Consider the following 11838-nt stretch of genomic DNA (forward strand, 5'->3'; position numbering starts at 1 on the left):
CCCATCCGGTCGAAGGCCGGGAGGGCTACCAGTGGAGTCTCAATGACGAGAACAAACGAATCCACCGCGCCCCGGACCAGCATGGGCCGCGTCGTCGCCGCCAGCCTGATCGGCACCGCCGTCGAGTGGTACGACTTCTTCCTCTACGGCTCCGCCGCGGCGCTGGTGTTCAACAAACTGTTCTTTCCCAACAGTGATCCGCTCGTCGGGGTGATGCTCGCTTTCCTGACCTACGCGCTCGGGTTCGTCGCCCGGCCCATCGGAGGCCTGGTCTTCGGGCACTTCGGCGACCGCCTGGGCCGGAAAAAGCTCCTCATGGTCAGTCTCATGCTCATGGGGGCGTCCACCGCCGCCATCGGCCTGCTTCCCACCTACGGATCGATCGGCATCTGGGCGGCCGTACTGCTCACCACCTTGCGGCTGGTGCAAGGCTTCGCCGTCGGCGGCGAATGGGGCGGAGCCGTACTGCTGGTCAGTGAACACGGCTCGGCCGAACGCCGGGGTTTCTGGGCCAGCTGGCCACAGGCGGGCGTCCCGATCGGCAACCTGCTGGCCACCGCCGTCCTGGCGATCCTCGCCGGAACGATGGACGAAGCGGCCTTCCTCAGCTGGGGCTGGCGCATCCCCTTCCTGCTCTCCGCCGCACTCGTCGTCCTCGGCTTCTGGATCCGCACGGCGGTCGAAGACGCCCCGTCGTTCATCAAAGCGAAAGCGCTGGCGGACGCCGGCGACACCCCACGCCGGGCACCCGCCATGGAAGCGCTGCGCCGCCACCCCAAGGAAATCGCGATCTGCATGGCCGCCCGGGTCGGGGAAAACGTCTCCTACTACGTCATCACCGCGTTCGTGCTCACCTACGTCACGACCCACCTCAAACTCTCCAGCGGCGTCGTCCTCACCGCCCTGCTGGTCGCCAACACCGTCCACCTGGTGGCGATCCCGCTGTTCGGCGCACTGTCCGACCGAGTCGGCAGGCGGCCGGTGTACCTGGCAGGCGCCATCGGGACGGCCATCTGGGCGCCGGTGTTCTTCCACCTTCTCGACACCCGCCAACCGGCACTCATCATCGTGGCGGTGACCGGTGGCCTCTTCATGCACGCGGCCATGTACGGCCCCCAGGCGGCGTTCTTCGCCGAACAATTCGACATCAGCGTCCGCTACAGTGCCACCTCCATCGGCTACCAGGTCACCTCGATCTTCGCCGGATCCCTCGCCCCGATCATCGCCGTCGCGCTTCTGCAGCGCTACGGCAACGGCACACCCATCGCCGTCTACATCGCCATCGCCGCCGCCATCTCGGTTCTCGGCATCCTGGCGGCCAAAGAAACCCGCCGCCGCAACCTTTCGGAACTCGCTCCCCGCTGATTCGAGGCTCACTTCCTACGGCACGGTAAGGAAATACCCTGCTTTCGAAAGCGCGTGCCGCTGCCGGCGGGAGCGTGGGATTCAGATGGCGTTCAGTTCGTGCAGTCGTAGGGCCAGTTGGATTTCGAGCTTTCGGTCCGGGGATTGCCAGTCCGGGCCGAGGAGTTTGCCGATCCGGTCCAGCCGCTGGCCGACGGTGTTGACGTGGACGTGGATGGTGTCCTTGGTGCGGGGAATGCTGCAGCCGCTCGCGAAGTAGGCCTTGAGGGTGCGGACCAGTTCGGTTCCACGGTTGCGGTCGTAGTCGAAGACCGGGCCCAGCGTCTCGCGGATGAAGCAGGCATGATCCGCGTGGTCGGCGAGCACGAGGCCGATGAACCCCAGCTCCGCCATCGAAGCACCGGTACCCTCGCGGCCCAGCCGGAGCAGCGCGCGCAGACAGCGGTTCGCCTCGTGGTAGGCGGCGGCGAGACCGGAGGGCCCGCGGGCCGGGCCGCCCGCCGCGACGGTGATCGGCAGGCCCGCGTGGGAGCCGAGAGCGGCGGCGATGCGGGCGGCCAGGGCCCCGGGCGCGTCGGTGGAGGCCAAGAGCACGACTTGTTCGGCGTGGATGCCGCTGAGGGCCGCGAAGGGGGCGGCGGCCGCGGCCAGGCGTCGTCGGGACATCTCGTCGGCGTGGACGATGAAGACCGCGTGCCGGACGGTCAGGTCCAGGCCGAGGCGGTGGCCGCGGTCGATGAGGGCGGAGGGGTTGCGCTCAGGTGCGGTGAGCAGGTCGGTGAGCAGTTCACCGCGGACTTCGTCTTCGGCCTTGGCCGCCGAGCGGCGCAGCATCTGCAGCAGTGCGGTCACCACGGCGGCACGCTCGAAGAGACGTCGATCGGCGGCGGCCGGCTTCGTGTCGGTGCGCAGCACGATGCTGCCGAGCAGTTCGGGTCCCGCTTGCACGGCGCAGACCCAGCCCTCCGACGTGGCTGTGGCGCGGCCGGAGTTGTGGGATGCGGCGACGGCCTGGGGGTCCGGCGGCGTCGTGGGCAGTCCGGCGTGGGCGAGTTGTCCGCCGTCGTTGGTGTACACGCCGATGCCGCCGTGCAGTACGTCGGCGACCGCGGCGGCGACCGCGGAGGTGTTCTCGCCGCGCAGCACCAGGTCCATCAGCCGGTCGTGGGCCTCCTCGGCGCGTTCCATCGTTCGGCTGTGGGCGCTGAGTTCTGCCAGCAGCCGCGCGTTGTCCAACGCGATGGCGGCGTGGTCGGCAAGGGAGGACAGCAAGGCTATCTCCTCGGGCGTGAACTCCCGGGGCGTGCGGTCCGCGGCGTACAGCACACCGGTGACGGTTTCGCCCACCGTCAGCGGTACCGCGAGCAAGGCGGTCAGTCCCTCGTCGCGGACCGCCTCGTCCACCGGCTCGGAGTGCCGGAAGTGCTCGTCGGAGCGGTAGTCGGGGGTGGTGTACGGACGCGCCGTCTGTGCGACCAGTCCACCGATTCCCACTCCCAGTCTCATTCTGACCTGTGGGAACAGCTTCGACACCGAGCCGTCGGTGATCTGCATCCGGGTGACGCCCGCGGCGGCGTCGGTGAGGGTGAGGTAGGACAGATCGACACCGAGCAGCCTGCGGGCGCGGTGCACGATGGACCGCAGCACCTCGTCCGGATCACGAAGCCGGGCCAGATCGCCCGCGGTGTCGAACAACGCCGCCAGCTCCGCCTCTCGTCGCCGGTGTCCGCGCAGCGTCGCGTTGATCCGCAGGGCGAGTTTGACGGCCGCGGTCGAGGAGGGCTCCTCGACCGTCACCCGCGCCAGTTCGTCGCTGTCCGCGCCGCCGGCGAGCAACTCAAGAAGTCGAGTGGGGACGTCGTTGTCCATGGGCATGTCTCCTCACTGCACAACGGTGTGCAGGCTGCCTCGTCGAAAGGTTCGCAGTCTCGTTCTCGGCGCGGAATGTGCTACTCGGTCGTCTCCGGAGCGGGGTGGAACCCACCGCGTCCAGCACGTCCCCATCCGCTTTCCACGGTTCACCTCCAGTGCGCAATGTCGATGTCAACAGTGTGTACTCCTATGCGCGCCCGACAATGTTTGTTTCTCACATACTGGAGGGTGCTGGAATGTTTCAACGAACCATTGCTCTCGAGGCACACCGATTTTCTCGGCTGCGACAGGCGCCGCCCAGGTCGCCATTCGGCGCCGAGGATGTGTTGTACCGCCATAGAAAACGAGCGGGGAGCCCGACCGGTGTCGGGCTCCCCGCTCGTCGTTTGCGGGTGTGGTCAGGCGCCGGGGACGGCCTGGGCCTTGGCGTTGCGTTCGTAGATCGACCAGAACTGCGAGGAGCAGTAGGTGCAGTTCGGGCCGAAGTAGAGGCCTCGGGCCTGTTCGTCGCGCATGAGGTGGAGACGGAACCACGCGGTGACGGGGCCGTGCAGATTCGGAATGCCGTAGTGGTCCGCGCCGCGTTGCTCGGCGTAGATGGCGGGCACCTGGGTGGCCTGGTTGTAGGTCCTGCGGACCGTGGAGGGCGAGACGATGGTGTCGTTCTGCCCGGCGAAGAACACCGCCGGGCCCCGCACGCGGCTGCCGCTGCTGAACGCCAGGGGATAGATCGGCGCGATGGTGTCCACCCGGGGGTCGGCTCCGGCGTCGACCGCCGCCCCGCCGCCGAAGGAGTGGCCGGTGGCGCCGACGTTGGTCAGGTCGACCTTGCCCTGCAAGGGGCTACCGGCGCGGTTGTTCTCGGTGGTCAGGTGGTCCAGGCCCGAAAGCATGGCGGTCCCGGTGCCCGTGTTGCCTTCGGCGGCGGCGATGACGAAGCCGTGGGAGGCGAGGTGGTTGAGCAGGGGGAGGTACCGGTCCAGCTTGGATTGGGCGCCGTTGTTCCACAGCACGACCGGGTGCGTGGTGCAGCCCAGGGTGCCGGGGTCGACCGGCCGGACGACGGTGGTGCCGCGTCCGTTGGAGGCCGACGTCACCGCGAACGGGCCCGCGGCGTCCCACTGGCCGTTGACCGACGAGCAGGGCGAGGCGGGCGGGGTGGTGGTGGTCGTCGTGGGGCTGCTCGTGCTGGTCGGCGTGGCGGTCGAGGTGCCGGTGGTGGTCGGGGTGGGAGTGGTGGTGGGCGTCTGCTTCTCGTGTTCGATGATGATGTTCTTGATCTGGGTGAACACCCCAGAGTCGCTGGGGAAGCTGCCGTGGGTGATGCAGGTCGGTGTCTGGAGGTTGGTGGCCCCGGCGAGTTCGGCGGAGGTGCTGGGGTTGACGTTGGTGTCGCAGGTGGAGCGCTGCGTGGTGTAGCGGACACCCGGGGAGCCAGGGACCTCGGTGCCGGAGTTCAGGTCGGCCAACCACGGTGAGCCGATGGCGAACTGCTTGCAGGAGGGGTACAGGTTCTGGCACCAGGGCGCGGCGGTGGTGGTGCCGTGGTGCGGTCCGGCCATCGAGAAGTACAGCGACACCTTGTCCTGCGCGCCGGCGACCTTCTTGAGGTAGGAGCGGGCGGCGAGGGTAGAGGCCGACCAGGTGACCAGAACGACCTTGCGAGCGCCGGTCTTGGCCAGCACGCTGTCGACCTTCTGCCCGATCTCCTGCCCCGCCTTGGTGAGGTCACCGGTCATGCTGGTGCTGTCGGTCCAGGTCTCGACCCGGTCCGCGCGCCATCCGGCGGAGACGAATTTGGTCTTCATCGGCTCCATGTACTGGGTGGTACCGGTCATGCCAGGGATGATGAGCACCGGGTCGTGCTCGACGGCCGCGGAGGCGGTGTCGGCGAGGCCGGCACTCGCCTGGGACGAGAACCCGACCAGGGACAGCGCGGCCGCCGCCGCGGTCAGCACCGCGAGCAGTGCCGGACCGCGGCGGCGGATGACGGCGCGTGCGTTCTTTGTGGACATCGGACAGCCTCCAGGGACCGGGGGGTGATGCGGAATCGACAGGTGATCCGGGTCACGCTGTTTCGCTGATGCTACGAAGGTGAAAACGGCGACACCATGGCTCGATACACACTTTTGAGCCGCCTCCGCATGTCGAAAACCACACCCTTGATTCTGCTCCGTCAAGGCGCCGCTCTTTGTACGGCCTCGAACTGCGAAATGTGTGGCCGCAGACATTGTTCACGCCTGTACTCTTCGTTACTTTCGGGCGATCGGACAGTGGATCGTTTGCTAGGTGGCCCGTTTTGAATTCCGTCTTTCCCTTTCGTATTTCGTCTTTCTGGAGGGTGATTGATGTTGGAATCCCGAGCCGGAATACCCGGTTCCGCGCGTGGCCGCGCAGCGGTGATCGCCTCGGTGTCGGCAGTCGCGTTGGTGGGTGGTGCCCTGTCACCGGCCGCGGCAACGGGCCAGGTGGTGCAGCCGCAGGCGGGTGTTGTCCACGCGGGCAGGCAGACGGTGTGCGCGGGCAGGTGACACTGTTGTCGGGAGACGAGGTCACCGTGGTCGAGAAGCGGGACGGTCGGCTCTCTCCGCTGGTGCGGCCTGCCAAGGGCCGGGAGCGCATGTCGTTCCAGATTCAGCACCGACACCGCGACCGGCCCGCCGGTCTCGGCCATCCGGTTCAACCCCGCCGTGGACATGGACAACCGCGCCAAGGCCGGCACGCTGTTCCGGCTGCCGATCCAGGTACAGACGCAGAAGAGCAGCTCCCCGACCTGGGTCAATCGCCTAGAGCTGTCGGCCTCCTACGACGACGGCAAGACCTGGCAGACGGCCGCCGTCGTTCCCGCCGGAACCTCGCACTGGGCCACCTATCTCCGGCATCCCGCCGGGCCGGGTTTCGTGTCCCTCAAAGCCAAAGCGACCGACAACCGCGGCGGCACCACCGAGCAAACCATCGTCAGGGCCTACGGCCTGAAATAGACCGACCGACTGAAGCGGTGGCCTCCGTCGCACGACGGCGCCACCGCTTCCGACATCGAGCCGCGCGGACATCCCCGCCCGCGTCTTCGGGTACGTCGTCTCCGATGGGGCTACGTTCGCCCGGCAAACGTCATCGAGAAGCCCGGCGGTCTCGCCAGCTCCGCGCCACGGAATCGCTCACGACGGGCGCGCTGACGATCATCGCGAATCGTCGTCAGGCCGGGGACGCCGACGAACACAGTGAGTTCGGCCCCGCCGGCTGGGTGAATCAACCGACGGGGCCTGAGTCGTCGATCGTCCGCGGCAGATCGGCAACCTCTTCGCAGAGTGCCCACAATCCGGTGATCGATGCGCCTTACCGCTCATTGATCGTGCCGGTTTTCTCCCTGTCCTGGACCGGGTGGATCAGCGGCGGTCGGAACGAACGCGAGCACTGAGCCAGTCGGCGATCCTTCCGCGCCTGCGCAATCGGGCCACCCCCGGCCGTGCGCAGTATCTACTGAGCCCGATCCTGTTCCCCGCCGGTGGTCAGGCGGACACGTAGACGGACATCGACCAGCAGCACAGGGTTGATCTGTCGACATGCTCAGGCTGGGGTTGCCCGTGATCGGCGTGTCGGATCTGCCGCGGGCGGTGGCGTTCTGGACCGCGGCGTTGAATCTCGTCGCGAGTGACGAGTGGGCGAGCGACGGCTGGCGGACTCTTGTCCGTGCCGATGGGTCCGGGCGTGTGCTGGGGCTGATGTCGAGTACTTCCCCGATCGAGCCCTATCCGCGGATCCACCTCGACCTGTTCGTCGACACCGCCGCGGAGCAAGCGGCCGAAGTCGCACGTCTGAAAGAGCTCGGGGCCAAAGACGTCGATTGGGACCGCTATCCGCCCAACCCTGACTTCGTCGTTCTCGCCGACCCGGATGGCAACCGCTTCTGCGTCGTCGACCTCAGCAGCGCGCCCTTGGGGATATCGAGCTCAACTCACGCGCCGAGCGGCTTCGGGGACCTCCACTCCGCCTTGTTCGGCACAGAGCGCCAGCAAGGAAGCGGCGGTACGGCTGTCGATCTCGTGACGCGCCATGAGTACCCCTTTGGCGCGTTCGATCGCCGCCATCTCGCGCCACAGGGACGCACGCCACTGGCCGTCGTCGCCATCGTCGTCAGTCGTCACCGATCCAGGATCACGGAACCGCCCCCCTCCTGGAACCCGCTGCGCGACTCCTTACCAAGACGGGTGACAGTCACGCCCCGATCGGGGCGGCATCTACTCACTCGCAGTAACGCCGGTGCTGAGCGGACCGGTCCGCCCGATTCGATGCCGATTCTCGTGGATTTCGGTCGATTTGGTGCGGACACCAAGCCGTGCCGCTCGCGAGTACGAAAGCAGGGTGTCCGCGAAGGTCAACCCTGCCCTCCCGGGTCCGCCCGAGATGGTGGGGCACGCCCGTTGTCGTGCGTAGTCGGGACACGGGCGGGAAGGAGATCGCACGTGTTTGGCAAACGCTATGCCGCATCGATGATCAACCGTAGTGCGGAGAACCCGCAGGATCGGCGTCGGTTCCTGCGCGCTGCCGGGATGACGGGGCTGGGGGTCGTCGGGGCGGGAGCTCTCGGTGGCTTGGCCGGTCCCGCTTCCGCCGCCACTGTTCGGCAGGCGGCGGGGGAAGCGGCGGCCGAGGGGATCAGCGACGGTGCCGTACTCAACTTCGCCCTCAACCTGGAATACCTGGAAGCCGAGTTCTACCTCCACGCCGTCACGGGGGAGGGGCTCGCCGATTCACTGACCACCGGCACGGGAACCCGTGGTGGCGTCACCGGTGGCCGCGCGGTGCGGTTCAAGACCAAGGCCGCCCGCCAGTACGCCCAGGAGATCGCCTCCGACGAGAAAGCGCATGTGGAGTTCCTGCGCACCGCGCTCGGCTCGGCCGCGGTCAGTCGTCCGGCGATCGATCTGCGGTCCAGCTTCACCGCGGCGGCTCAAGCGGCCGGTCTGGTCAGGAAGGGCCAGAGCTTCGACGCTTTCGCCTGCGAGGAGAACTTCCTGCTCGCCGCCTATCTGTTCGAGGACGTCGGTGTCACCGCGTACAAGGGAGCGGCGCCGTTGATCAGCAACAAGACCTACCTCGAGGCCGCCGCCGGCATTCTCGCCGTCGAGGCTTACCACGCCGCCGGCATCCGTACCGCGCTTTACCAGCACAGCGGCGGAATTCTCGGTCTCGGCTTGCTGGGGCGTGATCTCAGGGAAGCCAGTGTCAAGCTTTCCAACGCCCGCGACAGTCTCGACGGCACGACGGATCTCGACCAGGGCGTCGTCGACGGGCAGGGCCGCGCGAACATCGTTCCCACCGACGGCAACGGGATCGCCTTCAGCCGGTCACCGGGCCAGGTGCTCAACATCGTCTACCTGACTCCCAAGGCGGCCACGTCAGGCGGGTTCTTCCCCAAGGGTGTCAACGGTGACGTGAACACCAGCGCCGCCAACGGCTGACACGATGACAGGGCCGAGCGGGCGTCTCCGCTCGGCCCTGTCACGCCTTCGGTGAAAGCGTCACCGCTCGAAGTACATCTGCGCGGGAACCAGCGCCCACACCACTTTCCCGGTTTCTCCGGGCAGCACTCCCCACTCGAGCGACAGGTGGGCGACAAGACGAAACCCGTGATGGCCGGAGCCAGGTCGTCCTTCCGTTCTCGCTTTCATCCGCTCCACGTCCGGGTCGTCATCGGTGACTTCGACCAGGAGGCCGCGGGGTGTCCGGGTGATGCCGAGTTCACCGGGAGTGGTGGTGTGCCGGTAGGCGTTGGAGACCAGTTCGTCGACCACCAGCACCACCGCGCCCAGCGGTTCGTTCTCACCACGCCCGAAACCAAGGCAGTTCACCACCGTCGAGCGCACGCGACGTAGTTCGGGACGGTTCGACAGCCCGAGCCTGACCTCCGCCGCCCATGAGACTCGCTGGGTGAGCCGTTCGACTTCCCGGTCTACGTCCACCGGTAAGGGCAGATCGGCCCCGTCGTGCGCTGGATCCGGATTCCCGCTCATCTCGGTCCCTTTCAACAGTCGTCAGGGATTCTTCGAGACAGCGAAGCGTGTGGACGGCGCGGGACCGCGATTTCACTCGTTCGGCCCGGGGACAAGGATCAGCTCGTCAGGGTGAGGCCGACCGGATGCGTGAGCAGCGGCGACACGACGTGGGCCCGGCCTGTGGCCAGGTCGATGCGGATCAGGAACGGGATACCGTGCGCTCGGACGGCCGCGACGGCTTTGTAGTCGCGCGGGTCGTACGCACCGGCTTTCGCGGCGCCGGCGACGTCGAAACCGTTCACTGAGCTGATGTTCAGCCCGAGTCCGCCGATCGCGGTGAGCTGGCCGGTGTTGGGCGACACGACGGGTGTCTCGCCGGGCAGACTGCCTTGTTTGACAAGCGTGTCGTGTCCGGAGTCGAGGCCGTAGAGCGCGGTCGATGTCGCTCCGGCGACGCTGTTGGTGTAGCCGGAGGCGGCGACGCGGGGAGCCCGCGATCGGCCCGGATAGCTCAGGGCCGTGTCGGTCGCGGCTATCGCGCCGGTGTCCGGGTGCAGGCGGAGGTTGAGGCCGCTGTCGGTCACGAGCCTGATCCGGTCGACGGTCGGGTTGAAGTCGAAGCCGATCGCTTTGCCTCGCAGGGTGATCGGCGCACCGACCGCGGTGGCCTTGGCGGTCGTGGCGTCGATGCGGTAGAGCCTGCCCGAGGCGGCCATTGAATAGAGCGAGCCGGTGGCCGGGCGGGTGTCCAGGCCGATCAGGCGGTCGCCTTTGGCCAGACCGGAGACGCGTTTCTTCGAGGTGGGCAGCAGCGGCCGCTCGCAGTGGTGTCTGCTCAGGGTGCCGTTTTCACTCAAGATGAGCAGGGCGCAGTCGTTGTTGCCCGTTGGTGTGGCGGAGGCGACGGTGCCGCTCGCCATGAGGGTCAGCAGCACACTTCCGGTCACGAGCGCGCGGGTGGTTCTGCGCATGTCAGCTCCTGTTTGTCGAGAGGGGTTTACGGCCGGTGTATACGGACGCGGCGTTCTTCGCGTTCATCCTTTTCCGGAAAATTCGGTGATCGGATGAACATTCGCCCTGCCTGTTCCGAACACAGTTCGGCAGGAGGGACACGGAATGAGCAGATCGGCCGGTGGTGGCCTCGGCCTGACCGGGGAACACGCGCTCCGTGCGGTGTACAACGCGCACGGACCGGAGCTGTACCGGTTCGCGATGCGGCAGCTGAACGACGACGGCGCGGCACAGGACGTGGTGCAGGAGGTGTTCCTCCGGGCGTGGCGGGCGGCGGAGAGGTTCGACCCCGAGGTGGCAAGCCTTCGGGTGTGGCTGTTCGCGATCGCGAGGAATGTGATCACCGACGAGATGCGCCGCCGGTCCGTTCGCCCGGCCAGGGAGTTCGGTCTGGCCGATGAGCCCACCGAGACGGGGTTCGACGAACGACAGGTCAACGCCTGGCTCGTGGAAGAAGCGTTACGGCGGATCACCCCGGAACACCGGGTGTGCCTTGTCGAAACCCATTTGCGGGGCAGGCCGTACGCGGAGGTCGCCGCCGAGCTGGGAATCCCGGTCGGGACACTGCGCACGAGGCTGTTCTACGGATTGCGAGCGCTCCGCGTCGTGATGGAGGAAATGGGGGTCGAGCTGTGAATCCCGATGATCACCGTGTTCTGCGGGAGACCTTGGGCGGTTACGCGCTCGACCGGCTCGACGAGCACGAACGACTCAAGATCGACGCGCATCTGTCCGGCTGTGCGGAGTGCCGTTCGGAGCTACGGGAACTGAGCCCGGTAGTGCGCGCGCTGGGCCTGGCCGAAGCCGCGCAGGTCAGCGAACACGGGCAGGTGACGGTGCCACCCGATCTCGGTGACGCGGTCGTGCGCAAGGTCATCGAGGGCTCGAACCGTACCCGGTGGCGCCCCCCTCGCTGGGTGGCCGCCGCGGTGATCGCGTTGGTATGCGGCGCCGGTGCCGGCTGGGTCGCGCATCCGGACGCCTCGGTGCCAGGCCCGTTCGAAGCGGTGCCGGTGACCACGTCGGTTCCGGCGATCCACGCTTCCGCCGGCCTCGTTCCCCATACCTGGGGCGTCGAGATCAAGCTGACGGGGACGGGATTCGACGCGAACAAGCGGTATCGCGTGGTGGTCGTGGACGAGACGGGGGCCCAGGCGGTCGCGGGCGAGTTCATCGGCACAGGTGCCACGGAAATGCGCTGCAATCTCAATAGTTCCGTACTGCGCACCGGTGCTGCCGGATTCCGGGTGTTCGACGCTGGGGGCCAGGTGGTTCTCGTATCCGACTTCTGACCCGGTGCGCGGCCGCTCCGGGATCGCGTAAGGGCCGGCCGTCGCCGTGGCCATGGAGTGAAACCAGCGACGGCGACGACCGGCGGAACGCCGCCGCTACAGCGTTCCCCATGCGGCAGGTCGTGCTCATCCTGCCGCGTGGCTGGAGCCCGCACCCCGGACGGGCGGTGTGGGCATGGAAGTGGGGGGGGGGGGGGGGGGGGGGGAGGGGGGGGGAGGAGGGGGGGGGGGGGGGGGGGGTGGGGGGGGGGGGGGGGGGGGGAGGGGGGGGGGGGGGGGTGGTGGTTGTTGGTTGGTGGTGG

At 67.8% G+C, this 11838-nt stretch carries 10 protein-coding genes and 1 pseudogene; 7 read left to right on the forward strand and 4 right to left on the reverse strand.

Features of this window, described 5'->3' with window-relative positions:
• Positions 1-42: 42 nt before the first annotated feature.
• A complete protein-coding gene (locus ACZ6DT_RS31165; RefSeq protein ID WP_465602057.1) occupies positions 43-1365 on the forward strand; it encodes an MFS transporter in 1323 nt (440 codons plus the stop codon).
• A gap of 81 nt (positions 1366-1446) precedes the next feature.
• Here the strand turns inward: ACZ6DT_RS31165 and ACZ6DT_RS31170 are convergent, their stop codons facing one another.
• Both ACZ6DT_RS31170 and ACZ6DT_RS31175 read right to left on the reverse strand, forming a co-directional pair.
• Complete coding sequence (locus ACZ6DT_RS31170) at positions 1447-3234, reverse strand: helix-turn-helix domain-containing protein (protein WP_465602059.1); 1788 nt, start codon at positions 3232-3234, stop codon at positions 1447-1449.
• 401 nt (positions 3235-3635) lie between these two features.
• Positions 3636-5252, reverse strand: a complete 1617-nt coding sequence (locus ACZ6DT_RS31175) for a poly(ethylene terephthalate) hydrolase family protein (protein WP_465602060.1) — start codon at positions 5250-5252, stop codon at positions 3636-3638.
• A gap of 675 nt (positions 5253-5927) precedes the next feature.
• Between ACZ6DT_RS31175 and ACZ6DT_RS31180 the strand changes: the two genes are divergently transcribed.
• The 4 genes and pseudogenes from ACZ6DT_RS31180 to ACZ6DT_RS31195 all read left to right on the forward strand — a co-directional run bounded on the left by ACZ6DT_RS31180 (position 5928) and on the right by ACZ6DT_RS31195 (position 8699).
• Positions 5928-6218, forward strand: a complete 291-nt coding sequence (locus ACZ6DT_RS31180) for a hypothetical protein (protein WP_465602062.1) — start codon at positions 5928-5930, stop codon at positions 6216-6218.
• Between the two features lie 104 nt (positions 6219-6322).
• On the forward strand, positions 6323-6655 hold the full coding sequence (locus ACZ6DT_RS31185; protein ID WP_465602063.1) for a hypothetical protein: 333 nt from the start codon (positions 6323-6325) through the stop codon (positions 6653-6655).
• Between the two features lie 145 nt (positions 6656-6800).
• Positions 6801-7142, forward strand: a pseudogene (locus ACZ6DT_RS31190) (VOC family protein); the annotation flags it as partial.
• Positions 7143-7700: 558 nt separating this feature from the next.
• Positions 7701-8699: a ferritin-like domain-containing protein gene (locus ACZ6DT_RS31195; RefSeq protein WP_465602084.1), complete on the forward strand. Its 999-nt coding sequence runs from the start codon at positions 7701-7703 to the stop codon at positions 8697-8699.
• Positions 8700-8759: 60 nt separating this feature from the next.
• On the opposite strand, the gene ACZ6DT_RS31200 is transcribed toward ACZ6DT_RS31195, so the two are convergent.
• On the reverse strand, positions 8760-9251 hold the full coding sequence (locus tag ACZ6DT_RS31200) for an ATP-binding protein (RefSeq protein ID WP_465602064.1): 492 nt from the start codon (positions 9249-9251) through the stop codon (positions 8760-8762).
• A gap of 98 nt (positions 9252-9349) precedes the next feature.
• Complete coding sequence (locus ACZ6DT_RS31205) at positions 9350-10204, reverse strand: DUF4394 domain-containing protein (protein WP_465602065.1); 855 nt, start codon at positions 10202-10204, stop codon at positions 9350-9352.
• 145 nt (positions 10205-10349) lie between these two features.
• On the opposite strand from ACZ6DT_RS31205, the gene ACZ6DT_RS31210 reads away from it, so the two are divergent.
• Both ACZ6DT_RS31210 and ACZ6DT_RS31215 read left to right on the forward strand, forming a co-directional pair.
• Positions 10350-10880: a sigma-70 family RNA polymerase sigma factor gene (locus ACZ6DT_RS31210; RefSeq protein ID WP_465602066.1), complete on the forward strand. Its 531-nt coding sequence runs from the start codon at positions 10350-10352 to the stop codon at positions 10878-10880.
• Positions 10877-11536: an anti-sigma factor family protein gene (locus ACZ6DT_RS31215; RefSeq protein ID WP_465602067.1), complete on the forward strand. Its 660-nt coding sequence runs from the start codon at positions 10877-10879 to the stop codon at positions 11534-11536. Before ACZ6DT_RS31210 ends, ACZ6DT_RS31215 begins: the two co-directional genes overlap by 4 nt.
• Positions 11537-11838 lie beyond the last annotated feature (302 nt).

It is taken from the genome of Amycolatopsis sp. NPDC041971 (genome assembly GCF_055588925.1).